22 protein-coding genes are annotated in these 25,741 nt (G+C 40.7%); 13 read left to right on the top strand and 9 right to left on the bottom strand.

Annotated features, from left to right (window positions below; translation table 11 throughout):
• Positions 1 to 23: 23 nt before the first annotated feature.
• Positions 24 to 608: a hypothetical protein gene (locus tag RIC88_RS09960; protein WP_350217395.1), complete on the top strand. Its 585-nt coding sequence runs from the start codon at positions 24 to 26 to the stop codon at positions 606 to 608.
• On the top strand, positions 609 to 2,054 hold the full coding sequence (locus RIC88_RS09955) for a flotillin family protein (RefSeq protein ID WP_350217394.1): 1,446 nt from the start codon (positions 609 to 611) through the stop codon (positions 2,052 to 2,054).
• Positions 2,055 to 2,595: 541 nt separating this feature from the next.
• On the opposite strand, the gene RIC88_RS09950 is transcribed toward RIC88_RS09955, so the two are convergent.
• Positions 2,596 to 2,754 (bottom strand): hypothetical protein, encoded by a 159-nt coding sequence (locus RIC88_RS09950; RefSeq protein WP_350217393.1) that lies wholly within the window; start codon positions 2,752 to 2,754, stop codon positions 2,596 to 2,598.
• A gap of 227 nt (positions 2,755 to 2,981) precedes the next feature.
• Entirely contained in the window at positions 2,982 to 4,904 is a 1,923-nt protein-coding gene (gene dnaK, locus RIC88_RS09945) for a molecular chaperone DnaK (RefSeq protein ID WP_350217392.1), read from the bottom strand.
• 137 nt (positions 4,905 to 5,041) lie between these two features.
• On the opposite strand from dnaK, the gene RIC88_RS09940 reads away from it, so the two are divergent.
• Positions 5,042 to 5,293 (top strand): hypothetical protein, encoded by a 252-nt coding sequence (locus tag RIC88_RS09940; RefSeq protein ID WP_350217391.1) that lies wholly within the window; start codon positions 5,042 to 5,044, stop codon positions 5,291 to 5,293.
• Between the two features lie 22 nt (positions 5,294 to 5,315).
• On the opposite strand, the gene RIC88_RS09935 is transcribed toward RIC88_RS09940, so the two are convergent.
• Together RIC88_RS09935 and RIC88_RS09930 are read right to left on the bottom strand one after the other, a co-directional pair.
• On the bottom strand, positions 5,316 to 5,513 hold the full coding sequence (locus RIC88_RS09935; protein WP_350217390.1) for a hypothetical protein: 198 nt from the start codon (positions 5,511 to 5,513) through the stop codon (positions 5,316 to 5,318).
• Positions 5,513 to 7,117 carry an AprA-related methyltransferase gene (locus RIC88_RS09930; RefSeq protein WP_350217389.1) on the bottom strand — a complete coding sequence of 535 codons (1,605 nt, stop codon included), beginning with the start codon at positions 7,115 to 7,117 and terminating at the stop codon, positions 5,513 to 5,515. Before RIC88_RS09930 ends, RIC88_RS09935 begins: the two co-directional genes overlap by 1 nt.
• A gap of 115 nt (positions 7,118 to 7,232) precedes the next feature.
• On the opposite strand from RIC88_RS09930, the gene RIC88_RS09925 reads away from it, so the two are divergent.
• Genes RIC88_RS09925 through RIC88_RS09915 form a run of 3 tightly spaced genes read left to right on the top strand, consistent with a single transcriptional unit; the run spans position 7,233 to position 11,324 of the window.
• Positions 7,233 to 8,813, top strand: coding sequence for a peptide chain release factor 3 (locus RIC88_RS09925; RefSeq protein WP_350217388.1), 1,581 nt, complete (start codon positions 7,233 to 7,235; stop codon positions 8,811 to 8,813).
• Between the two features lie 55 nt (positions 8,814 to 8,868).
• Complete coding sequence (locus tag RIC88_RS09920; protein ID WP_350217387.1) at positions 8,869 to 10,632, top strand: sensor histidine kinase; 1,764 nt, start codon at positions 8,869 to 8,871, stop codon at positions 10,630 to 10,632.
• On the top strand, positions 10,632 to 11,324 hold the full coding sequence (locus RIC88_RS09915) for a LytR/AlgR family response regulator transcription factor (protein ID WP_350217386.1): 693 nt from the start codon (positions 10,632 to 10,634) through the stop codon (positions 11,322 to 11,324). Before RIC88_RS09920 ends, RIC88_RS09915 begins: the two co-directional genes overlap by 1 nt.
• 307 nt (positions 11,325 to 11,631) lie before the next feature.
• Here the strand turns inward: RIC88_RS09915 and RIC88_RS09910 are convergent, their stop codons facing one another.
• Positions 11,632 to 12,666, bottom strand: coding sequence for a hypothetical protein (locus tag RIC88_RS09910; protein WP_350217385.1), 1,035 nt, complete (start codon positions 12,664 to 12,666; stop codon positions 11,632 to 11,634).
• Between the two features lie 138 nt (positions 12,667 to 12,804).
• Here RIC88_RS09910 and RIC88_RS09905 point away from each other — a divergent pair, with 138 nt between their 5' ends.
• The 5 genes from RIC88_RS09905 to RIC88_RS09885 are packed head-to-tail and all read left to right on the top strand — an operon-like array spanning position 12,805 to position 15,348.
• Positions 12,805 to 13,488, top strand: coding sequence for an RluA family pseudouridine synthase (locus RIC88_RS09905; protein ID WP_350217384.1), 684 nt, complete (start codon positions 12,805 to 12,807; stop codon positions 13,486 to 13,488).
• Positions 13,475 to 13,786: a DUF6787 family protein gene (locus tag RIC88_RS09900; RefSeq protein ID WP_350217383.1), complete on the top strand. Its 312-nt coding sequence runs from the start codon at positions 13,475 to 13,477 to the stop codon at positions 13,784 to 13,786. The genes RIC88_RS09905 and RIC88_RS09900 overlap by 14 nt, the downstream gene beginning before the upstream one ends.
• Positions 13,770 to 14,735 carry an aminodeoxychorismate synthase component I gene (locus RIC88_RS09895; protein WP_350217382.1) on the top strand — a complete coding sequence of 322 codons (966 nt, stop codon included), beginning with the start codon at positions 13,770 to 13,772 and terminating at the stop codon, positions 14,733 to 14,735. The genes RIC88_RS09900 and RIC88_RS09895 overlap by 17 nt, the downstream gene beginning before the upstream one ends.
• A 42-nt stretch (positions 14,736 to 14,777) precedes the next feature.
• Positions 14,778 to 15,059 (top strand): type II toxin-antitoxin system RelE/ParE family toxin, encoded by a 282-nt coding sequence (locus RIC88_RS09890; protein ID WP_350217381.1) that lies wholly within the window; start codon positions 14,778 to 14,780, stop codon positions 15,057 to 15,059.
• A gap of 1 nt (position 15,060) precedes the next feature.
• Positions 15,061 to 15,348, top strand: a complete 288-nt coding sequence (locus RIC88_RS09885; protein ID WP_350217380.1) for a HigA family addiction module antitoxin — start codon at positions 15,061 to 15,063, stop codon at positions 15,346 to 15,348.
• Positions 15,349 to 15,513: 165 nt separating this feature from the next.
• On the opposite strand, the gene RIC88_RS09880 is transcribed toward RIC88_RS09885, so the two are convergent.
• A complete protein-coding gene (locus RIC88_RS09880) occupies positions 15,514 to 15,978 on the bottom strand; it encodes a hypothetical protein (protein WP_350217379.1) in 465 nt (154 codons plus the stop codon).
• Positions 15,979 to 16,131: 153 nt separating this feature from the next.
• A complete protein-coding gene (locus tag RIC88_RS09875; RefSeq protein WP_350217378.1) occupies positions 16,132 to 19,386 on the bottom strand; it encodes a WD40/YVTN/BNR-like repeat-containing protein in 3,255 nt (1,084 codons plus the stop codon).
• A 243-nt stretch (positions 19,387 to 19,629) separates the two neighbouring features.
• Between RIC88_RS09875 and RIC88_RS09870 the strand changes: the two genes are divergently transcribed.
• Positions 19,630 to 20,727, top strand: coding sequence for a fatty acid desaturase family protein (locus RIC88_RS09870; RefSeq protein WP_350217377.1), 1,098 nt, complete (start codon positions 19,630 to 19,632; stop codon positions 20,725 to 20,727).
• A gap of 144 nt (positions 20,728 to 20,871) precedes the next feature.
• Here RIC88_RS09870 and RIC88_RS09865 read toward each other — a convergent pair whose 3' ends face one another.
• Positions 20,872 to 23,793 carry a CHAT domain-containing tetratricopeptide repeat protein gene (locus RIC88_RS09865; RefSeq protein WP_350217376.1) on the bottom strand — a complete coding sequence of 974 codons (2,922 nt, stop codon included), beginning with the start codon at positions 23,791 to 23,793 and terminating at the stop codon, positions 20,872 to 20,874.
• Between the two features lie 55 nt (positions 23,794 to 23,848).
• Here RIC88_RS09865 and RIC88_RS09860 point away from each other — a divergent pair, with 55 nt between their 5' ends.
• Positions 23,849 to 24,460, top strand: a complete 612-nt coding sequence (locus RIC88_RS09860) for an aminotransferase class IV (RefSeq protein WP_350217375.1) — start codon at positions 23,849 to 23,851, stop codon at positions 24,458 to 24,460.
• Here the strand turns inward: RIC88_RS09860 and RIC88_RS09855 are convergent.
• Positions 24,432 to 25,688: a CHASE2 domain-containing protein gene (locus RIC88_RS09855; RefSeq protein ID WP_350217374.1), complete on the bottom strand. Its 1,257-nt coding sequence runs from the start codon at positions 25,686 to 25,688 to the stop codon at positions 24,432 to 24,434. The two genes, RIC88_RS09860 and RIC88_RS09855, sit on opposite strands and share 29 nt — an antisense overlap.
• Positions 25,689 to 25,741 lie beyond the last annotated feature (53 nt).

Raw genomic sequence — 25,741 nt, 5'->3', positions numbered from 1 at the left:
ATTTCAACCCTAAATTTTTTCTTATGGATTTTAGTTTTTCAGAATGGTGGGAATCAATGTCGCTGATCCAGCAAATTTACTGGGCTTTCGCTATTCCATCTACACTTATTTTCATAATACAAACAATTCTCACTTTTATCGGAGGAGACTTTGACACAGACGGTGGTGCTGACTTTGATGTAGAAATGGATGACGGTGCTGGGTTTCAGTTCTTCACACTAAAAAATTTCGTCGCATTCTTTACTATTTTCTCCTGGACAGGGGTAGCATGTTTAGATTCTGATTATACGTTGGGACTTACGCTCATTATTTCAGTTTCAGCCGGAATTTTGATGATGGTTATCATGGGAAGCATCTTTTATTATTTCAGCCGGCTCACAGACAGTGGCACCATGTCATTTAAAAATGCCATAGGTAAGGTCGGTGAAGTTTACCTTCCTGTCTCCGCAAAAAGAGGAAATATTGGACGAGTTTCAATAAAAGTTCAGGGATCCTTACGCGAGCTGGAGGCTATTTCCGATGATAAGGAAGATCTTCCCGTTGGAACTGTCATAGAAGTCACAGATATTATCGGTGACAATGTTTTACTAATCACTAAATCAAAATAAATGTCAGGTTCATTTATCATCATTATTGGAGTCGTTGTAGTCTTCATTTTTGTCATCCTCATTGGACTGTTTCAGCGTTATAAAAGATGTCCTTCGGATCGCATACTTGTTGTGTATGGAAAAGTGGGCAAAGGAGCTGATAATGCAGGACTTTCCGCAAAATGTATTCACGGGGGTGCTGCTTTTATCTGGCCGATCATCCAGGACTATGAGTTTTTGGATTTGACCCCTATCTCTATTGAAGTGATGCTTACGAATGCATTAAGCAGGCAAAATATTCGGGTGGATGTTCCATCCCGGTTTACAGTAGGTATCTCCACGGAAGAAGGAATCATGACCAATGCGGCTGAGCGCCTACTTGGTTTGGACCAACCTAGCATCCATGATCTGGCAAAAGATATCATTTTCGGACAGCTCAGATTGGTAGTGGCTACCATGGATATCGAAGAAATTAACAACAATAGGGATAAGTTTTTAGCAAATGTCGCTAACAATGTAGAAGCTGAGTTGAAGAAAATAGGCCTGAAGCTGATTAACGTAAACGTTACGGATATCAAGGACGAGTCAGGTTACATTGAGGCGCTGGGGAAGGAAGCAGCTGCAAAAGCAATCAATGATGCAAGAAAGAGTGTTGCAGAGAAAGACAGAGATGGATCTATTGGAGAAGCGAATGCTGTACAAGAGCAGCGCGTGAAAGTGGCCTCAGCAGATGCTACCGCAGTAGAAGGAGAAAACCTTGCGAAAATCACCATTGCTCAATCGGATGCCACACGAAGGGAACGAGAAGCTGAAGCTCAAAGACAGGCTATTGCTGCTGAGAAAGTGCAAAGTGCTAAAGCATTGGAAGAGGCATATGCGGCAGAACAGCAAGCAGAGAAAGCCAGAGCGGAGCGTGATCAGGCAAGCCAGACAGCTGACATTGTAGTGCCTGCCAGAATTGATAAAGAGAAAGTGGAGATTGATGCAGAGGCAAGAGCAGAGAATATTAGAAGAATTGCAAAAGGAGAAGCTGATGCTATTCTATTTAAGAAACAGGCAGAAGCGAAAGGTATCTATGAGGTATTGACGAAGCAGGCGGAAGGTTTCAAACAAATTGTTGAGGCTGCCGGTAAGAATTCGAAAGATGCCGTACTCCTCATTATAGCGGACAAAATGGATGAGCTTGTTCGTCTACAAACCGAAGCAATTAAGAATATTAAGATTGATAAGGTGACGGTATGGGACAGTGGCAATGGTGAAGGTGAGCGTACCTCAACGGCCAATTTCATTTCGGGACTATATAAATCCGTGCCTCCACTTCAAGAAATGTTTGATATGGCAGGAATGCAGCTACCGGAGTATCTTAAAGGAAAATCCCCTGAAGAAATAAAACAGATGGCTAAAGAAGTGAAGGAGAAGAAACCCGCTTCCAAACCAAAACAAGCTCCACCAAAAACGGAAGAATAGTTGCGATTAAAAGTAGTGTTGGTTTCATAGGTTTTGAGTTTGAGATAGAACAAGTGGGATGTTTCAAACTCCTATGTGTTTTCTTTAGAACGTCATTCCTGATGTAGCAAAGCGGAATTCAGGAATCTTCTTTTACCCTAATAGATTCCGGTATTGTCGTACCTCCAAAACCGGAATGACGACAGATTACAATATCCAAATCAACAAAGATCCTTCACTTCGCATGCCTTTCCAGGTAGGCAGGTTCAGGATGACACCTCCGATTTTAATGCAGTGCTAATTTCTTTTTTGGGTGTGTGGTGGGTCGATAGTAGGTAGGTACGGAGAACTCCGAACTTATTACCGTGCTGTCATGCTGAGGCACGAAGCATCTCTCATCTACATTAGCGTCATTCCTGAGACTGACGGAGGAAGGATTCAGGAATCTTCATCTCTTTACGGAAGATTCCGGTATTTCTCATTCTTCGAAAACCGGAATGACGGTTTAACGATAATCCACCCGATCAAAAAAAAAATTATTATTACTAAAATTAAAACTAGGTTATCTTAACTGATTAAGATTATTGGCAATCTTTTGCGAAAGGGATAATTGCTGCTGATCAAACGAATACAAAACCTGATCGTGCGAAAGCTGAAACTCGCTGGACCAGCTGATTACATACCTTCCTTTTTCTTCATTGTACCATAAATAGATTTGCATAGGGCTGTCATTAAGTGATTACACTATTATGACGGTGACTCAGGTTTTTACCCTACCCGTTAGATACATGTTTAAGCTTCAATCAGCAAGTCTAAGATTACTAATTCACTAATCTACCAGTTAACTAATTAAACAAACCCAATAAAAAACCCTCCACGATTTCTCGAGAAGGGCTTTATCTATATCCAGGGTAAACTTGGAATTTGAAGCTTAAACCTTGCGGCTTATCACTTCTTCTCCTCCTCTACCTCTTCAAACTCAACGTCTGATACTTCATCGTCAGCTTTAGCATCTCCGGCATCAGCCCCTGCTGCGCCAGCTTCCGGTCCACCTTCAGCACCACCCTGAGCAGCATACATCTCCTGAGATGCATTTTGCCATGCAGTGTTTAGCTCTTCCATTGCCGCATCAATCGCTGCAAGGTCTTGCTTACCGTGTGCTTCTTTCAGTTTTGTCAAGCCACCTTCGATAGCTGTTTTGTTGCCTTCAGAAAGTTTATCACCAAACTCTTTCAACTGCTTCTCAGTCTGGAAGATCAGCGAGTCAGCCTGGTTGATTTTCTCAACCTTTTCTTTGGCTATTTTGTCCGCCTCCGCGTTTGCTTCAGCTTCCTGCTTCATCTTTTCGATTTCCTCATCAGTCAATCCGGATGATGCCTCGATTCTGATTTTCTGCTCTTTACCGGTTCCTTTGTCTTTCGCACTTACATTCAGGATCCCGTTCGCATCGATATCGAAGGTCACCTCAATCTGAGGTACACCTCTTGGTGCCGGCGGAATGCCATCCAGGTGGAACTTACCGATCGACTTGTTGTCTTTTGCCATTGGTCGCTCACCCTGAAGTACGTGGATCTCCACAGACGGCTGATTGTCAGCAGCAGTCGAGAATGTCTCAGACTTCTTCGTAGGAATGGTCGTGTTAGACTCGATCAGTTTCGTAGACACACCTCCCATGGTTTCGATACCTAGAGAAAGTGGAGTTACGTCAAGAAGCAATACATCTTTCACTTCACCGGTTAATACACCACCCTGGATCGCAGCACCAATCGCTACTACTTCATCCGGGTTCACACCTTTAGAAGGCTTTTTGCCGAAAAATTTCTCAACTTCTTCCTGAATCTTAGGGATTCGAGTAGAACCACCTACTAAAATCACCTCATCAATATCTGAAGTAGACATGCCCGCATCTTTCAATGCCAACTCTACAGGCTTCATTGATCTTTTTACCAAATCGTCAGCCAGTTGCTCGAATTTTGCTCTTGTCAATTTTCTTACTAAGTGCTTAGGCACACCGTCTACCGGCATGATATATGGAAGGTTAATCTCTGTCTCAGTAGATCCTGAAAGTTCAATCTTCGCTTTCTCCGCAGCTTCTTTCAATCGCTGAAGTGCCATTGGATCTTTTCTTAGATCGATACCCTCATCGTTTTTAAACTCTTCTGCTAACCAGTTGATGATCACTGCATCAAAGTCGTCACCACCAAGATGCACATCACCATTCGTTGACTTTACTTCAAATACGCCTTCACCAAGCTCAAGAATTGAAATATCGAATGTACCACCACCAAGGTCATACACCGCGATTTTCATATCTCTGTCTTTCTTGTCAAGACCGTAAGCCAATGCCGCAGCTGTTGGCTCATTAATGATTCTTTTTACATCAAGTCCTGCAATCTGTCCCGCTTCTTTAGTCGCATGTCGTTCAGAGTCATTGAAGTATGCCGGTACAGTAATAACCGCCTCTTTCACTTCTTGTCCAAGGAAATCTTCCGCAGTAGATTTCATTTTTTGCAGAATCATTGCAGAAATCTCCTGTGGAGTATATTTTCTATCACCTATCTTCACTCGCACAGTGTCATTACTTCCTGATTCCAGTCCGTAAGAGACATTTTTCATTTCTTCCTTCACTTCAGAATACTTCTTACCCATGAATCGCTTCACAGAGCTTACCGTATTCTGAGGATTGGTGATGGCTTGTCTTTTAGCCGAATCACCTACTTTTCTTTCTCCTTTTCCACCGTCAAGAAATGCAACGATTGATGGAGTTGTCCTTCTTCCTTCACTGTTTTGGATTACTACCGGCTCATTACCTTCCATTACGGACACGCAAGAGTTGGTAGTTCCTAAGTCGATACCAATAATTTTTCCCATTACTATGATTTATCTATTTGTTCGTTAATTCAAGTTTCGCCTTTGAATTATCAATGGATGTGCCAAAGGAAGAATTGTGACACATTGGCAGAGCCACAAAGTGGCTTTTTATTATTTCTTGCCAAAATGGTGAATTAATGGCATCAATTCCCCCTTTGAAGACGGTTCGACGATTCGAGGGTGTGGTTGGATTGAGGGATTGGAGGGGGATGTTAGAAGAGAACTGGCAGTTTTTCACATCAACTGATATCTCTGCCTGTCTGCCTACAAAGGCAGGCTGTTCGCTTTACAAGGTACCGCTTCCATCAGGTCTAGATATCCTGGCAATTTATTTAGATCCCAAGTCTCGACTTCTACTGATCCTCCTCCCATGGGATATGCTGACATAATGGGGGAACGCTTCGGCCAAACTCACTCTTCCCCATCCCTATCATCATACCTACTCTTGATCACTCTGACTATCAAAAGCAATACAAAAACAGCAATCATGGCAATAACCAAAGTATTCTTCACCTCTTTATGCGTGAATCCGGCTTCTCCGGAATCTATGACCTGATAGATCAGAAAACCAACCATGATGTATAGGACGTATCGAAATGGTTTTCTCATTATTTTAAATAATTAATACTTACGGTGGCCAATTCTGAATTAGGAAATTTGGTGCGATGTTGCAAATCCACAGTAAGGCCAGTATCTTTTACCACTTTATCGAAGCTATCCAATTCCAGGATGTATTGATCGGAAAATCCATGTGTGGCTTCATATGCGGTACTTGCCGTCTTGCCAATATTAGCCGAGGTAAGTTTCGGGTCCAGGCCATGTAGCTCAATCATAATTAAACCAAACTTTTCAATGTAAGGCTGCCACTTATTCAGGTGTGCTTTCAGATTTGCCTCCACCTGATTATTGCTTAGCAATCGTCCCCTTGATGCAAAAGCCCCTGTAGAAATACTGTTGATATCGATTTTCTCGTCTGTATCTTCCCACATTCGGTTGTGATCCAGAAAAGTTCGGACATTGAGCAAGTCACCCAGATCCATTTCATACTTTTCATTTAAATCAGCAGCTAATCGATCCGGATTCCCAATATCTCCCCAAATCACCTTTGCCCACACATCTGCATTGATAAGGTTCTCGCGAGTTACATTAAGTGCAGCTTCATTGTAATCAGCACCAACCAAAAATAAAGGGTACTCCTCCAGCATCTTGCCTCGCTTGGTTTTGTGATAAACCACATCGAAGATATGGATCAGAAAAGCACCGTTTCCACAACCCATATCCAGAATTCCCTTCGGCTGGTCAGCAATAGGTTTATTGAATAAATCGATGATGATATTGTCGACTTTCTCAAAGTATGCGACGTGTGCTCCGCCACTGCCCCACACATTCATCTCACGATCTACTCCCTTCTCTTTTTCACCGGCAGCTACTTTCAGAATCTCCGGATTCCCAAAAATCAGCTCATCCAGATTTCGGAAGGTAGGCATGTAAGAGACCGTCACCCCATAAGCAGAAGATCGCTTAGCAAAGAACAAGCCCTTCTCGGTGAATTTATAAGTTGTGTTTTTCTTTTCGAACCAACCGAGATAGGTAAAAAAATCAAGTATCTGTTCGAAACTTTCAGGGTCCTGATGATATTCGGCTGGGCTAAAGGACATCTCCATAAAGTATTTATGAAACATACCTCCCATTCCCAATTGTACGGCACTTGGGCCTACAAGGACACCTTCTATGTGCTTTAATATCTGTTTCTGAATCTTCTGTTCATTTGAATTTTCAGCAAGCGGGAAGTATCCATTCATAAACTTTTTAGCGATCCGGTTCCAAACCTCAAATGGCTCTTTTTCAAACTTCCGGGGATGGAATTGGGCAGAGAATTTCATCAACTCCATTACATCCCGATAATGACTTAGGTTAGCAAAAGCGATCTCACTTTTAGCATTGGTGCCAATCGTCACTTTCTGGGTGTCATTGTCAACATTGTATTCAAGCCAGCCCTGACAGGCCATAAGCCTCAGTGCAACATTCAGATATCCATCATTGGCTTTAAAAAGATCGCTGAGTTCCTGAAGGTCTATTGATTCACCTTTCAATATCGGATTAAAGACCCCTTTTGAATAAAGTTCGAATGCTACAGGAGCAATGGCTATTCCATCCAGATGTTTGAATAGTTCACTTCTGTATTCGGCATTTCTCTTTTTTATTGAATCCATTGGTAAGTTTTCTAACTGAAATTTATCTCTAATCTTTCGGCTGCCCATCATTCTTTTTACGGAATATCAGATGCTCCCTCCTATTGCCTAATTTTGCGCTTCAATTTCGATCAATATGACGCTGGAGCAGGAAATAGGCAGACGTAGAACTTTTGGGATCATCGCTCACCCCGATGCGGGTAAAACAACCCTCACGGAAAAACTCCTTCTTTTTGGTGGAGCTATCCAAACAGCCGGAGCTGTGAAGTCTAACAAAATTGACATGGGTACTCGTTCCGACTGGATGGACATTGAGAAGCAGAGAGGTATCTCAGTCGCCACATCCGTAATGGGGTTCGAATACAAAGATTTGAAAATCAATATCCTGGATACTCCTGGCCACAAAGACTTTGCGGAAGATACCTATCGAACGCTAACTGCAGTTGATAGTGTAATCATGGTGATTGACTGTGTAAAAGGCGTAGAGGAGCAGACTGAGAAGCTAATGGAAGTATGTAGAATGCGGAATACACCAGTAATATGCTTCATCAATAAGCTTGACCGGGAAGGACAGGATGCATTCACTCTCTTGGATGAAATAGAAGAAAAGCTGGATATCAAAGTACGCCCGATGAGTTGGCCCATTGGGATGGGTAAATCGCTCCGAGGTGTTTATAACATCTATGAAAACAACCTCAACTTGTACGAGCCGAATAAGCAAAAACGAGTAAACGATGTGGTTGAGATTAAAGGGGTTGATGATCCCGAATTAGATAAAAGATTGCCGGAAAGTTTGGTAAAAGAACTTCGCGAGGAGATTGAGTTAGTGAATGGCGTATACGATAAATTCAATTCGGAAACATACTTAAAAGGTGAAGTTGCTCCTGTCTTCTTCGGTAGTGCAGTTAATAACTTTGGTGTTCGCGAGTTGCTTGACTGCTTCACCCAAATTGCCCCGCCACCTAAGCCTCGAGAGACCGAAGAACGTGAGATCAGCCCGGAAGAGAAAAAATTCTCCGGATTCATCTTCAAGATTCATGCAAACATGGACCCGAAACACAGAAACCGAATTGCTTTCGTTCGGGTTTGTTCAGGCAAATTTGAGCGAGGTAGCAACTATTACCATGTGCGACAGGATAAGCAAATTCGGTTCTCAAATGCTACTGCATTCATGGCTCAGCAAAAGGAAACAGTGGAAGAAGCTTTTCCTGGGGATATTGTAGGTCTTTATGATACCGGAAACCTGAAAATTGGTGATACATTAAGTGAAGGTGAAAAAGGCCTATATAAAGGAATTCCGTCATTCTCTCCGGAAATGTTCCGTGAGGTGATCAACATGGATGCCATGAAATCCAAGCAGCTAGACAAAGGATTGAATCAGTTAATGGATGAAGGGTTAGCTCAGCTATTCACTTTTGAACTTGGGTCAAGAAAGGTGGTCGGCACGGTAGGTGCACTTCAGTTCGAAGTACTTCAGCACCGTCTTCTAAATGAGTACAGCGCCAATGCCAAATTTGAGCCGGTCAATATCTATAAAGCATGCTGGATAAGCTCTGCTGATAAATTAAAACTTGATTCTTTTATAAAAGACAAGCAAAGACATATTGCCAGGGATAAGGAAGGAAAGTTGGTTTTTATGGCAGAATCTAAGGCATGGTTGCAAATGGTACAGGACAACTTCCCTGATATTGAATTTCACTTTATTAGTGAGTTTTAGACAGACTGAATTGTCTAGTATTCACTAATTTGACTCAGATTTCTATCTGAGAAAAGTGAAATATATCCATACCTTCTTTTTTACAATAGGCGCATGCCTGGTCTTTGCACAAAATCAAACATTAATTGATAGTTTAAGAAATAGCTTAGAGGGATCTTCTCAAGCAGAAAAACAGCAATTGCTTCTTGATCTATCGTGGGAATTTGCTTATTCGGACATTGACTCTGGAGAATACTATGGTCTAAGAGGCTTGGAGTTAGCGAAGGAAAGAAACCTCCCAGACGAAATAGCTAAAGCAAAGAGCATGCTTGCTATTGTATATGATATTCAAGGAAAAGTTGAAGAATCAGCCCTCCTTTATCTTGATGTCGCAAAATTTTATGAAACCAATAACAACCAGGCTGAGCTTTCTAAAACCTATAACAATCTTGGGGTCCTCTTTTATTATAATGGAGATACTGAAAAATCATTTGAGTATTATAAAAAGAGTATTGACATTGATGCCGCACTGGGAGATTCACTTGGAGTTGCGAGATCGCTTATTAATCTGGCCGCTATTGCTAATACATATGGTGAGTGGGAAAAAGCATTTCGCTATTTAAAACGAGGTGAAAAAATAGCTGTTTTTCAAGATGAGAATGGAGAAGTAATCAGAGCAATAAACGAAGCTCTGGCAAACAACTACATATACCAATACAAATACGATAGTGCACTGATTTATTTAAATAAAGCAATTCGGGCTTTCAAGCAAGTTGGTGATAATCATAGTATTTTATCAAATTTAAATGGAATGATCATCGTTTGGAGGGAGCTAGGTAATTATACGAAAGCAGAGAATTATTTAATTGAAGCCGAAGATTTAGCTACTATCTATGATGACCAATACCTTAGAAAAAAGAGAAATGAAATTGCAGCTGAACTTTTTGATAAAAAAGGGGACTATCAAAAAGCCTATTCATATCTCACCAAATACCTAGCAGACAATGACTCCATTACCAGCAATGAGCGTATTCGGATAACGAGTGAGCTTGAGGAAAAATATCAAGCTGAACAAAAGGAAAATGAGATAGCCCAGCTTCAAATTCAGCAACAACAATCAAAAAACCAACGAAATGTACTCCTTTTGATTTCAGCTTTGGTGGTAATGGGTGCAATTATGCTTTATATCCTATTTAGATCAAAATCAAAAGCCAATGCCATCATTTCAAAGTCATTAGCTGAAAAAGAAACCCTGTTAAAAGAGATCCATCACCGCGTGAAAAACAATCTTCAAGTTGTTTCCAGTCTTCTGAGCATGCAGTCACGGTTTATCACTGACAAGAATGCCCTTGGAGCCGTCAACGAAGGCCAATCCCGAGTAGAATCAATGGCATTAATCCATCAGAAACTTTATCAGGAAAACAATCTTTCCGGTGTAAATGCAAAGGAGTACATTGAGGATTTAGCTGAAATATTGAAAAATTCTTACCGCACTGATTCAACCATTGAGTTTAAGTATGACGTGGAAGACCTGACCATTGATGTTGACACCATAATTCCGATTGGCCTGATCCTAAACGAGCTCATCTGTAATTCACTGAAACATGCTTACCCTAATGAATCGGAAGGTACAATCTCAATCAAATTAAAAGAAGAAAACAAACAGCTACATCTTGCTGTCACTGACAATGGGGTGGGTTCTAGTGGCGAGTCTTCTGAAAAATCATTTGGCATGGTCTTGATAGATTCACTCGCTTTGAAACTAAAAGCAACCCTACAAATCACCTCAGATAAGGGCACTTCAACAATTCTAAACATCAACAAGTATAAACTCGTGTGATGGAGAAACGCATTCTGATCGTAGAAGATGAGCCCCTGATCGCTAAAGACCTTAGTTATATTCTAGAGGACATAGGGATTAAAGATGTTTCACTTGCATTGAGCTATGATGATGCTCGTGAGATTTTAAAAGAGAAAAATTTTGAGCTGGCGTTACTTGACATTAACCTATCTGATGATAAAGACGGTGTTGATTTAGCGCACTTCATTAATAGTGAAGTTCATATTCCGTTTATTTTTATTACCTCATACTATAATAGTTCCACTGTAGCGCGTGCAAAAGTTACTCAACCACTTGCTTATCTGCTGAAACCCTTTAACAAACATGATATCCAGATTAATGTGGAAATGGCACTCTATAAAGCCGATCACATTAAAGAAAATGTCTCTATTTTTTTAAGAGAGAAATCCGGAACTATTCAACTGGAAATAAATGATATTGTGTATCTGGAAGCTCAAAGTAACTATACCAAAATAGTAACACCCTCCAAAGAGATCATCGCCAGCCAAACATTGAAGGCCATCCTGAGCAAACTTCCGGAAGCTCAATTTGTAAGAACCCATAAATCCTTTGCGACACGAATTGATCAGATCACTATGATTAAGGGTGGATACGTTTATCTGAATGATGAGAAAGTGCCTATAGGTCGATCATACAAAGACGATTTCCAGAAGCGGATAAGCATCATATAATTCCATCAATCACATCAATTTCTATCCTAATAGCCCTCTGTATAGACATGACAGGATGCTATATCTTCTTAAGGCTGTAATATAAAAAGAGGCTCTCTCAAAGGTGTTTTCTTAAAATGCCACATCAAAAAATACATTTGAATTAATACTGGGATTCATTCATTAAAACCCAAATAATCTCGAAATGTCGAATCACTTCACTGGAATAATTACCCTTTGAAGGGGGTGTGAATGTTTAATTCGTAGCTTTTAAAAGCTATTTCCAAATCAATTAATTCCAAATTCCTTTGAGACAGCCTCTTTGAATTTATTGTTTTACAAGCGTTATTGTGAATTTATCACCACCTCCATAATCCTGAATAGCTGTCATATTATCACCATTTACAGTTATTTTCAAGTCAAGGACCTCTTGATCTATTTGACCATCTTCCTCAAAGTTTATAACCAAAATTAGGCGCTTATCATCAACTGTATAGCTCCACACACCGTCATAATCCTCCATTCCACTTTCTGTATAATACTCTACATTTTCACATGTAGAATTTTCATAGTCTAAATATGAATTTTCGTAGGATGATTTAAATCTTAGGGCACCATTAGAAGAGAATATTAGATTGATGTACTCGAAAAGCTCAGTTTCAGTAATTTCTACCTCCTGATAAGTCTCTCCATCAGCACAAAGCATATCAAAGCGATAAGTTTCTTCAGTTTCTTCTCCAATGATTCTTGTATAAGTAATACCTTCATATCTATCTTCAATTCGCGTTATATTCCACTGCCCCACCAGAAACTGTCCATCTTCTCCTCCTATTTCAGTGATAACTACACAGGTGGTGACAATATTACTAACCCGATTTTCATCATCGTAGACGCACAAATCAATGCAGAATTCACCCGGAGAGATATTGTCCGGAAGCTCTAACTCGAAACTTGGCGACCCACTTGACTGAGATATACGTCCTCCGGAAAACGGAAACCTTCCACCGGTAAATGAAGAGGCTGGGATTTTGAAATAGTTGTCAGCTCCGGATACTTGCATATAGATACCTGCTGCATCCCCTGTAGATAAATCTAACTTAACTACAGTTTTACCACCAGGAGAGCTGTATACATCATCTCCATCATACAAATCCGGGGCATTAGGATCATTTGAGGGGGACGGAGGATCACCGTCAATTTTGGTTGCTCCGGTAATTTTAATTGCGTTCGAAACCGCATTTGCGTCGCTGAGATCAATGAGATCTCCCGAACCGTCAACTCCATCATCATCACCACAGCTTGTGAAAACTGTAATGAATGACATACCAAGGAGCAGAATCAATAAACTAAGTTTTCTTTTCATTAGCGTATAAATTAAATAGTAATAAAATTAGACTGAGCATGATTAAATCAATCAAACTTTCATGAAATTATTTTTCTAAACAATGGAATCATTCGTACGATAGGATAGTGAGCATAAGGTCACTAATTTTGCGGCCTCATGACAAAGCCGATTATTAAATATGAAGACAATCACTTGTTGATTGTAGAAAAACCAACGGGATGGCTGGTGCAAGGAGACGAGACCGGAGATGGTACACTCACCGGTTGGGCCACCGAATACATTCGTAAAAAATACAATAAGCCGGGGAACGTGTTTTGTCAACCCTGTCATCGGCTGGATCGTCCAGTGGGTGGATTGGTGGTATTTGCTCGTACATCCAAAGGATTGGAGCGCATGAATAAGCTGTTCAGAGAACGCACAATTACAAAAACATATTTAGCTATTGTAGATGGGGTGCCAAAAAACCCTGAACATACATTAAGACACTGGCTGGACAAGGATCACGAAAAAAACAAAGCACACGCTTACAGCAAACCAAAAGGTAATGCAAAAGAGGCCATCCTATCCTATCGCATGCTAGCCACTCATAGTAAAATCTCCTTGCTAGAGGTCACACCTGAAACAGGGAGGCCGCACCAGATTCGTATCCAAATGCGAGAGAATAATACCTCTATCAGAGGGGATGTGAAATATGGGTTTTCAAAAGCAAATCAGGATAAGAGTATTGACCTGTATGCATATAAATTGGAATTTGAACATCCAATAAAAAAAGAACCAATCAAAGTTATTTCTAAACCAAAATGGCCGGATTTTCAGGCGTTTATCAATGAGTTGGATTGAAAAATTAAAAAATAAGTGGGGCCTGGAAAGCAATTGGCAATTTATAATTATCATGCTGGTTTTTGCATGCACGGGTACAACTGTTGTTTTGATAAAAAAGCCGTTGATCCAGTTACTTTTTGAAGATGGTGTTAAACCCCTCTGGTTCCAGATTTCCTACTGGGTGATGATCTTGCCTATCTACAATGTCATCCTGCTTTTTTACGGCTTCCTTTTTCGTCAATTTGACTTCTTCTGGAAGTACGAACAAAAAATGCTCAAAAGGTTCGGTATTAAGGTGAATGCTGACAAAGAATGAGGCAATATCGAGATTGAATGAGCTAGGAGCGGTTGGTCAGCCGTTTTCTTTCTATTGTGATTTTTGGGGGGAGAGATGGTGTATCGAGCCTTCTGGACAGCAAAATTTTAAACTGGAGATAGATTCGGATTTTTCTAAAGGTCAACAGTTGACTGTCGACGGAAAGCCGTTGACATTTAGGAAAAAACCAATAAGCCTGGAGAGATTCAAACAATCGTTCGATCAAGTAATCCACCAAATCAACATCGGAAATTCTTTTCTCACTAATCTAACTTTTGAAACCCTGATTGAAACCAACCTGAGTCTGGAAGAAATCTTCCAATATTCACAAGCGAAGTACAAGCTTCATGTTCCCAATCAGTTTGTGGTTTTCTCGCCAGAGACTTTTGTCCGAATTAACAAAAATCACATCTACTCTTACCCTATGAAAGGTACGATTGATGCAAGTGTTCCCAATGCAGAAAAAGTAATTCTTAATGATATAAAGGAGACTGCTGAACATGTTACCATTGTCGATCTCATTCGAAATGACCTTAGCCAGGTGTCTGAAAAAGTGGAAGTAACCAAATTTCGTTACATCGATGAATTAATCACAAACGACAAAAAGCTCTTGCAGGTAAGCTCAGAGGTGAAAGGCACACTACCAATCAACTGGAAAGAAAACCTGGGCAGTATTCTTTCAAAGCTTCTTCCGGCTGGCTCAATCTCCGGAGCACCTAAACCCGAAACCATCAAAATTATCCGGCAAGTGGAATCTTACAAACGCAATTTCTACACCGGAATCTGCGGTCATTTTGATGGTGAGTCATTGGACACAGGAGTGATGATTAGATTTATCAAGAAAGAAAAGGGTCAACTCCTTTTTTGTAGCGGTGGCGGCATTACATCCTTTAGCGAAGCTGAGAAAGAATACCAGGAGATGGTGGATAAGGTGTATTTGGCATTGTGAAACATTTACTTATCTTTAACGTTAGTAATTTTACACGTTAGTATGACTGTATCCTTTGGTTCAAAAGAAACTGAAAGCGTTTGGAATGGTAAGAGAGTAAAAAAATGGCCCTTGGATACTCAGCAGACGGGACGAAGAAAACTTAGGATGCTAAACAACTCACAGAACCTGGAAGATTTAAGAATACCTCCCTCTAACAGGCTTGAGAAACTTAAAGGTGATCTGAAAGATTTTTACAGCATAAGAATAAACAACCAATGGCGAATCATATTTAAATGGCAAAATGGAAATTCTCTTGAAGTACAAATATTAGATTATCACTGAAATGGAAAGATTAAAAAACATACATCCCGGAGAAATTTTACTCGAAGAATTCCTTAAACCGATGGGTATATCAGCCTATAAACTCTCAATGAGCATTGGTGTCCCTCAAACACGAATCAGTCAAATTCTCAAGAAAAAAAGAGCCATATCCACCGATACAGCACTTAGGTTAAGTAAATATTTTGGAACTACTCCCAAATTTTGGTTGGGCCTTCAGGATGATTATGATATTGAGGAAGAATCAAGGATTAAATCTGTAGAATTGGAAGCTATTGAACCAATCTCTTGAATGTTAAAGTGAAGTTTAACAAAAAGTCTTAGACACAGGAGTGATGATCTGATTCATCAAGAAAGAAAAAGATCAACCCATTTTTTGCAGTAGTGGAGGCATCACTTCTTTTAGTGAAGCTGAGAAAGAATATCAGGAGATGGTGGATAAGGTGTGTTTGGCTATTTAACTCTTTGGAATTAAATAGTATCTAATCCACACGAAGTTTTGATCATCTCCTTTAATAATCGTTGTAAAGTTTATCCCATCCTCAACAAGTTTACAGGATGCATTATCTTTTTTAAACTTATATTTTACTGTCGTTAAGCTTGTTCCTTTGGCTTTGAATGAAAAATTCTTATCAGATAATTTATACGAACCTTCCTCTTTTTGCACTTCTTCATTTTTATAGAAAAACACGGATGCTTTCCCTTCATTGAATATTACAGAATCAGGCAATTTGTATTTTCCCACAAACCTATCTATATCAAGCGTGTCTGAAATTCGTTCCCCGTTCTCATTTTTTACAACCTGCGTTGCAATTACCTTGGTGAGATCAACTTTCCAAAGTTTTGGGAATTCACATTGATCGGATTGTGAAAAGGAAGTAAGGCTAACAAGCAATGTTATAAAATATAGAAGCGGTTTCATTGGGATAATTTTCAGTAATATACCCCTAGCTGTAAAAGACAGCAATAATCTGAACGAATAATCAATACGTTTTATCCTAAATTCCTTTAAAAGCGAAGCAACTCTATATTGATATTGCTTCGCTCTCTTGCCACTTGCAGTCAAACCTAGGACTTATCTCCCCTCAACCCAGGAACCGCCGGCCTCAATTATCCGGTCAGCGATACTTTTTTCTTTCACTTGTTGCGCTTCCAAAGTCGACTTCATCTCAGCCCATTGTTTTTTAATGATTCGCATCGTCTCTTCGTGCGTCTCTGTAGGACCATACGTAGAGGTTGAAATGCCCCTGTAAAGCGCAAATACCCTATCACCTAGTGTCGGACGATTTTTCTCTCCAATCTGATTCTTGGCCGCATTGCCATTGAGCTCTGTATCCAGATCATTCAACACTTCTCTGATTTCTACAATCTCAGAAAGTATCTCGTTTCCAACATTCGCTTTGGTTGCGGCAGTAAATAGCTTATCTGCCATTTTTCGTGCTCGTGAGAGTTCCCAACCTAAGACATTCACGTCCCTGTTTAGATCCTCGTAGCTTCGCCAAAAAGCGACCACTTCGTTCATCGGGTTTCCATCCAATGTTCCTTCCATCAAAGGTTCTACTTCGACATTTACCGAACCTGCTAGTTGGGTGAATTCACCTTGTTCGTATTTGTTCAGAGTTGCGGTGTATGTGCCCGGAGCACATAAAAAGCCTTCTAACTCCTGATCATTTCCATCCAAGGTCAATGCATGGGTTCCACCGACTTTCAGATTCCATGCTACACGGTTAAAACCCTTTTTGTTGGATGCCTTCACTCGATTTACCACCTTGCCTGATTGGTCTTTAATCTCCAGGTATACAAACGGACCCATTTCTCTGGTTTCATCATCCAAAGCATCCCATCCCGGAAAAGGTATGTTCCCAGACTTTCCCTTTTCATTCGCTTGCCTTTCTTCTTCCAGACTTTTGTAGCCGTCTTTTAAGTAATAGGTAAATACCGCCCCGAAATCAGGATTTGGAGCAACGAATAATTGAGATCCCTGCGACCCTCTTTTATCATCAAAATCCAATACTGATCGCTCAATATACCACCATGCCTTGCGAGGCTCGAATAAGGTAGCTTCCTGAGCTATTTGATTTTTACTCACATTTCTCAAGGCAGAATAATCATCCAAAATGTAAAACCCTCTACCAAATGATGCCGCTACTAAATCATTTTCTCTTCGCTGGATGGCTAAATCTCTGAATGAAATGGTAGGAATTCCCCCAGTCAACTCAGTCCAGCTACTTCCTCCATCAACGGTGAAATACACACCAAACTCAGTTGCTGCAAACAGCAAATCTTTATTCACATGATCCTGAACAATTCGCCATACCAGGTTTTTATCACCTAATCCGTTTTCGATCCGTGTCCAGGTGGCTCCTTTATCTGTACTCTTCACCAGATATGGCCGGTAATCTCCTTCTTTATGATTATCTAATGCAGCATATAGGGTGCTTTCATCGAAGAGGTCTGCTTTGACATCATTCACATAGCTGCGAGCTGGTACGCCCATAGCACTTACTTCAATTTTTCGCCAAGTTTGTCCTTCATTTTCAGTAACCTGAATCAGTCCATCATCTGTACCGATAAATATCACTTTCTCATTTTGAGGAGAAACGGCGATGGATGTTATGGTATTAAAATTAGACATAGCTCCTACATCCCAAGGCGAATCCCAGCTTTGGGTACGACCCATGATCGGTAAGGTCAACCGCTCCTGATCTCTGGTTAGGTCACCTGAAAGTGCTGTCCAGCTATCTCCACGATTTGTTGATTTCCACAGTCTTTGCGAACCATGATAGATGGTCGCCGGATCATGAGGGGAAACCAAAATAGGTGCATCCCAATTATACCGTTCAAAATCTTCATCTTCACCAGGTTGAGGCATTACATCGGTTACCTCGCCGGTTTTTAAGTCTATCCTCGAAAGCGTTCCTTGCTGACGTTGGCCATACATGATATCGGGATTGCCCGGCTCGGTAGCCGGTTGATGTCCATCCCAGTTCAACACTACTTTCCAATCTGCATTCCGAATACCATGATGATTGTCAGTTCGTGATGGACCGCCCTGTGTACTGTTATCCTGTGTTCCTCCATATACATTGTAGAAAGGCTCAGCATCATCAACAGCTACTTTATAAAACTGTGTAATTGGAAGGTTTTCCATGTATCTCCAGCTACCTCCCAAATCGAAACTCTCATACACCCCACCATCTGTTCCAACCATTATATAGTTAGGGTCTGAGGCTTTGAAAGCTACCGCGTGATTATCTCCATGCTTAGCAGTTTCATCCATATTTTCAAAGGTCTTGCCTCCATCCTCAGATTTCATCAACGTGTTATTCATCATGTACAAGCGATCGAACTTGTGTGGTGAAGCATAAATTTCCTGATAGTAGTGCGGACCAGTTGCACCAGCCACTGCGTCCGACATTTTTGTCCAGCTACCTCCACGATTATCAGATCTCCACACGCCTCCTTTAGTTCTATTGAGCTCAATTGCCGCGTACAACACATCCGGGTTGATTGGTGAAATGGCAAGACCTGTCTTCCCCCATTTTCCTTCCGGTAAACCTGTTTTCAATTGTGTCCAGGTATCACCAGCATCATCGCTAACATATAAGCGTGATTTCTCACCACCACCCATCCAGGCGGCAATGGTTCGGTGATGCTCCCAGGTCACTGCATACACCCGATCCGGATTTCTTGGATCAAACACCATATCTGTTACTCCGGTGTATTGATCATCACCTAATGTTTTTTTCCATGTCTTACCTCCATCGATTGATTTAAAGAATCCTCGATCTCCACCAGAACTCCAAAGAGGACCTTGAGAAGCGACCATGATTACATCTGAATTATCAGGATGGACAATGATCTTAGAAATATGCTCGGAATCTTTCAATCCCATATTGGTCCAACTTGCGCCTCCATCGGTACTACGATAAATACCATCTCCAAAACCAGCATGTCGCCCACCAACATTTTCTCCGGTTCCTACCCATATATGATAGGGGTTATTTGGATCAATGGTGACACAGCCAGTCGAGTAAACCGATTGATCATCAAAAATTGGTTTGAAAGTGGTACCTGCATTGGTTGTCTTCCAAACACCACTTGAGCCCACAGCTACATACCACACATTCTCATTGGTTGGGTCTATGGCGATATCAGCAATACGGCCCGACATGAACGCCGGTCCGATGTTTCTAAATTTTAGGTTTTTGAAAAGCTCTGAATCGAGCGGCGATGTATTTGAACTAGTCGAGCTTCTTCGTTGTGCATCAAGTGAAAATACAGCTCCCAATAAGAAAGTGAGGAGCAAAAGTGAGGATAATCGTTTCATATTAGAAAAGGTTAAGGTTTCTTCTAAAATAGTAAAGAATGAGGTCATAGAAACGCTTTCCTATATGGATGGTGCTTCCTTTGTAAGGGCGGTAGAAGTTATTTGTCGTGCAAAAAATCGTTATAATCCTTTGATCCTCCGATATATCCCATTAAGACTCAGTTATTTCTTGGTAACTTTGCGTTTTCAAAGAAAACCTCTCATTATTTGGGGGTTATTGATTGAAATTGAATCTAAGGAAGGATGATTAGGTACAAATTCGAAAATAAGCTAGATAAAGAATTCGCTGCAGTATTGCGTAAACGCGTGAATGCCTACTTTCAGGACAATAAGATCCAGCGAGATGCAAACAGCAAGATGATCATTAAAACCATCTCTGTTTTATCCATGTATCTGGTTCCATATTTTATACTGATCTTATCAGGATCAACGAACCTGTTTTTATTAATGGGTCTGTGGATGATTATGGGTGTAGGGAAAGCTTTTATCGGAACGACGATCATGCACGACTCCATCCACGGCTCCTATTTCAAAAAGAAATCAATAAATGAGCTGATGACCTTCTCAGCTACGATCGTTGGAGTAGATAAACTGATTTGGCATATCCAACACAATGTGCTGCATCATACCTATACGAATATTGAGGAAACGGACGAAGACATCCTGCCAAGATTTGTTTTCAGATACTCTACAAATCAGCCCCATAAGTGGTTTCATCGTTTTCAACACATCTATGCGCCCATTTTTTACTGTGTGCCGCTTTTAGAATGGATTACTACAAAAGATTTCATTAAAGTGTTCGATTACAGACGAATGGGTCTGATCAAGAAGGAAGATTTCCCAATGGAACTAACAAAGACGATCCTTCGAAAAGTATTCTATTGGGTTGTATTCCTGGTACTTCCTGTGATTCTAATCCCGGTTCCTGCCTGGATAACGATATTAATGATATTTGCGTCTCATTGCATTACAGGGATCATGCTGGCCATGATTTTTCAGACAGCTCATGTGGTAGAACCTGCAGAGTTCTTTGAAGAAGAATCAGAACACATCAAACATAGCTGGGTGGCACATCAGCTAAAAACGACCTGCAATTATGGCATGGACGATAAAGTGCTTTCCTGGTTTTTAGGCGGGCTTAACTTCCAGATTGAGCATCACTTGTTTCCGGACATTTGTCATGTCCACTATCCGGCCGTTTCCAAATTGGTACAGCAGACGGTTAAAGAATTCAACCTGCCTTATTATGCTTTCCCGTCCTTCGGAGCAGCAGTTGCCAGCCATTTCAAGCACATGAAAGAAATGGGAAGTGCGAAAGACCTGAAGGTGCAGGTGGCTTAATATATTAATTAGATACCCACACTTGTTTCAAAATGACGCCAACAGTCTCCTCTTGGGAGGAGGAAGAGGTGGGTAAATAAATCAGTCATTTTGAATAAAAATTAAATTCACGACCCACCCCAACCCCTCCAAGGAGGGGATTTTCTAATTCAACATTACAAAAGCACCCCAATAGTAAGGTTCTGGAAAATTGCTTCTTAGTGATTTTTGCGCTGCAAAAAAAGCCTCCTCCTTAGGTTTTCCTTCCATCCATTCTTTGTAGAAGTTGGTCATGAGTTGTTTGGTCGCTTCATCGCTCACTTTCCATAAACTCATAATGACAGATTCTGCTCCGGCCACCTGGAATGAACGCTGCAGTCCATATACTCCCTCTCCTGATTTAATTTCTCCCAACCCTGTTTCACAGGCGCTCAATACAACTAAATCGGTATTTTTCAAATCCAATGTAATCACCTCGTAAGCTGTCAAAATACCATTATTCGAAGTGTTTACTTCAGTGCCTTGCGTTGCACTTCCCATAGTTTGCTCTGCATTTGCAAGCATCAACCCTGATCTCAGTAAAGGATTATCCTTCGCCTGGTTGACCTCCACGCCAAACACCTTGTCTCCTGAAGCCTGGCTTTCGGGAAGGAAGAATCCATGTGTGGCAACATGCAAAAGAGAAGGAGAAGAAATCTTCTTAAACTGCTCTTCAGTTGCTTGATTTTGCATGTAAACATCAGTAGCGAATCCTTTAGTCCTAGTGATCTGACTAGCTGCTTCGATTTCAGCTTTTGTTCCCGGAAGTGGTGCAAGTAATCCCTTCGAACCAAAATTCGGATATCCAATGAAATTAGCCTTCTTCGAAGCAAAACCACCTTTCCTGGACTTGACCAAATCTCTGGTGCTGGTGTACAAATGAAGATCAAATTCATCTGACACATAAGTTCCATCAGATCGCTGTAATGCTCCGATATTAACCTGGAAATAAACGCCATCCAACGAAAGGTGTACGTTTTTCTTGCCAGCTAATTTCTCATCAACCGGCTTCCAGAATTTATCATAGGTGATTCGGTCCTGTGCTTTTACTCTCACCATATTCAGGTAAGCTTTAGCGTATTTCGTGTCAAGCTCTTCACCATTATCCAGGACTACTAGTTCCGGATGAACATTATCTAAGCTAGCAATAAGGAAAGCATAATTCTTCTTATCTGTGAAACTACGCTCGAAAACCGGGTAGCCTATAATCTCAACCGCAACATCAGCAGAACCTAGCTTTGCTTTTACATTAGCCAATGTGGTTGCCGGTAATTTGTTTGATTGTGCGAAAGAAGCAGAAAGCTGATTTAGTTTTTTCTCGAGCTGATTGGCTTCCGCTTCCAGGGATGCAAGATCAATTTTTTGCTCATCGAGCTGTGCCTTTGAGAATGAGTAATAATGAATCAGATTTTCCTTGGCCTCTACCCACTTTTGATAAGTTTCTTTTAATTGCTCATCACTGCTGTTTAATATTTGTTCCCTGACTTTAGTGGATGCACTCAAAAGTATGCCCTTGGTTTTTAAGTGGATGTTGTACATCTCCGTGAGCAACGCAGGATTGGTTTGAGCATTCGCTACCGCAAAGGCATAAAACTTTAAAATGGAAGGTCTTACCTTCGCCCAATACTGTCCTTTTTCATATTCACTCATCGCGCCAAAGTAGTCTTCCACCAATTGGAGATTTGCGTTTATAACTTTTTCAAAGCGATTTGCCGCCTCACTTATATTCTTCTGGTTCCAAGAGACTACTGCCATATCTTCCAACGAACTCAGATAGTCAGGGTGCTTGTCACCAAAAAAGCTTAGGTACTTGGAATTGACCTCCTGTAATAGCCTTTCTGCTTCGGTTAGGTTACCAACGAAGAGCTGATACCTGGCCAGATTATGGGTTGTTTTAATATAGGCAGGATGATCACGATTGTATTTTTTTTCAAAGATTTCCAATGCATCCTTTAGCAGCTGTTCCACCTCTACGGTCTTGCCGGACTCCATCAACGTTGCTGCCAGGTAGTTTTTCACATTGCCGACATCTGTTTGATTTTTAGCAAAACGCTTCTCTTTCAAATCGATGATGTCTCTAAAAATACGCTCGGCAGTTTCAAACTCTCCCGCACTGTAATGAATCAGCCCCTGATTGATTTGAAAACTTACATTGTCCCTGCCCCGTTCTCTGATCTCACCAGCAGCCAGATCAATCGCCTTTTGTATGGCGGATTTTGCTTCATCGTATTGACCAATTTCATTATACAGAAGTGCGCGATTACTTGTGATAATTGCATGAGATAATGTACCTGTTCGATCATTCTTTTTGATGATTTCCTCTGATTGATTAAAATAATTTTCAGCTTCTGTGTATCTGCCCTGAGATTGAGCGATTACTGCATGATTGTTATAAAGAGATGCCAAAGCAATGCTTCCCTTGCCTATTTCTTCCTGGAAGTACTTTGTCGTTTCATTGATGAATGCTTCGGAAAGATTGTATTTTCCTTCAGCATGGATCACAATTGAAATATTAGCTATGGTTTTACCAAGTGCGTATTTCTCGGGAAGATTTAAGGTGTCCATATTCACCAAATCAGCAATAACAAATGAAGAATCCAGCAAGGCTTCAGATGCACTTAATCCATTGGTAAGCAAGCTCAATGCTTCAATAAAGTTGACATTAGCCAAATATGGGTTAATGTAGATAGACATTTCACCGTTCCGGTTGGCATCAAAGGCCTGCTCGTAGGTTTCCAACTCAACTGCTTCAATGTCATCATCCTCATAGTTTTTAGCGATAGTTAACAGCAGGCTTTCCTTCCCCTCTCTATTTGCAAAAAATGAAGCTCTATTCCCTTGAGAGAATATGTAGTTGTAGTTGGAAGTATCTTTGACCAACTGCTGTTCACGAAAATCTGCCATCCGATCATCCTTTTTAACTAATGATTCGGCATCAACATCTTCGACTTGCTCTTCTACTGCTTCTTTGAGTTTTTTGAAAAAGCTTTGCGAATAAGAGGAAAATGATAACAGCGTGAAAGTGAATAGAATGATAAAACGGTTCATATCGGTTAGGAATATTTTAATATAAAGTTAGAGTTTTGTAAGGAGATGAAAAACAATGAGATTCATTGAAAGCATACTTTATAAGAATGGGGCATATATAAACCTGCCCCTTCACCAGGAACGAATGAATGGTGTTTTTCAACATTTTGGTTCCCGAGATGATTCTCACAACCTAAATCGCATATTACCGAAGCTTGAAATGGAGGGCACATACAAAGTGCGTTTGGTTTATGATATGGATACAGAAGATGCTGAATATGATATAGAGTTTGCTGAATATCAGCCACGTAAAATCAAATCACTTGAGGTGGTATCATCCAAACCATTTAATTATTCAATGAAGTTTGAGGATAGAACTAAAATCAACAAGCTCGTAAAATCTTCAAATGCGGATGATATCATCATTGCAGTTGAAAATCATATAACAGATGGATCCTATTTCAACCTTGCTTTTTGGAACGGCGCAGAATGGCTGACCCCAGATACGCCGCTACTGAAAGGAGTTCGAAGAACTCAATTATTGCAAGAAGGAAAAATTAAAGAAGTACCCATTCGGATTTCCGATTTGGGTGCCTTTGAAAAAGTGAGCTTGATTAATGCAATGTTGGATTTGGGACAATTAGAACTACCAATCACAGCTATTGAGTCTCCCAAAACCGTCGGTTGATTTTAAACACTTCTTTTCGACGCTCTTTAGAAAAGAGATTTTTTACCACCCCATGATAAACCTCCAGGGAATCTCCTGACAATGCAATTACAATCATCGCTAGTGTAAAATCCGCCTTATAGTTAAAGATCAACAATAAATAGATCATCAAAGAGGCCAGAACCAAAACCTCAAATAGTTGAAATATTTTGGTTATCCCATCATACCACTTGGGCATGGCGCCATAAACGATTTTGAAAAGAAATACATTGAACAAGCAAAAGAGAATCGCTAATACGATTTCAGTACTTTTTGACATTTGATCGATTGGATCTTCATCTAATATTTGAGAAATAATATTGGCATGGATAACCCCTCCGAACATATCATTCTTAGCCTTCCCTACATAATTTTCATTCATCGGGGTGAAGTAAAAATCCTCTGTGGTCTCCGTGTCACCTATGTACTCCCCCATAAAGCACATAATCACAATTTTATCCTTAAAGAGATCAGCGGTGAAATTTTGGTCAAATATGTCATAGACATCCAGGGCAAAATATTTCATACCATAATTGGCAGAAGAAAAACTGATGATATTACCCTTGTAATTAACCGTTTCTATATCGTTATCCCTGGCCAGGAACTTCTCCGTTTTTGCTGAATCATATGCATAAGCAAGCCTGACTGGAAAAGCATATCTGGTCTCCCCCTGAACGATTTCTGAGGGAGTAAACTCCCTGCACATTTTAAGGTCTTCCTGCACTTCCGCATTGGTGATCAGATTTACATAACCAAGGCGCGCCTCCTGAACAATGTGATCCTCCGGTTTGACAGTCATTGCAAACTCTCCGGTTTCTTCATTAAGTCCAACCAACTTTTCTCCTATCACAATATTTGGGGTTTCTGAAAGCACACGCGTCAAAGCACTATCTTCAGGCCATTCCTTTACTGCATCCAACATCACATCCAAGCCGATAACGGCGGGTTCATATCGGTTAATAATTTCAATCTGACGAGCTATTCCTTCGCGAGGAAGATTACCAATATTTACCATCACAATTCGCTCGTCAGCGATGGGATCTTCCTGAAGTTGTGAAAACACAATATCCGTCAGTTCAAAATCAGAAAACATATCCCCAATGGGATCAAACAGATCAAAGACTTTGAATAACGTGACAGAGGCGAACAGCCCCATGATGCCGAAAATAAAAAGAGAACAGAAGATGGTGTCGCGGATGAATCGTTTCATGCACTAAAAATAGCTGATTCATTTTTGTGACAACATCCCCTGTTTGGGTATTC

This window comes from Ekhidna sp. (genome assembly GCF_040220215.1).
In the GTDB taxonomy this organism is placed as follows: domain Bacteria; phylum Bacteroidota; class Bacteroidia; order Cytophagales; family Cyclobacteriaceae; genus Ekhidna.
This window is presented reverse-complemented; position numbering and strand designations above follow the sequence as displayed.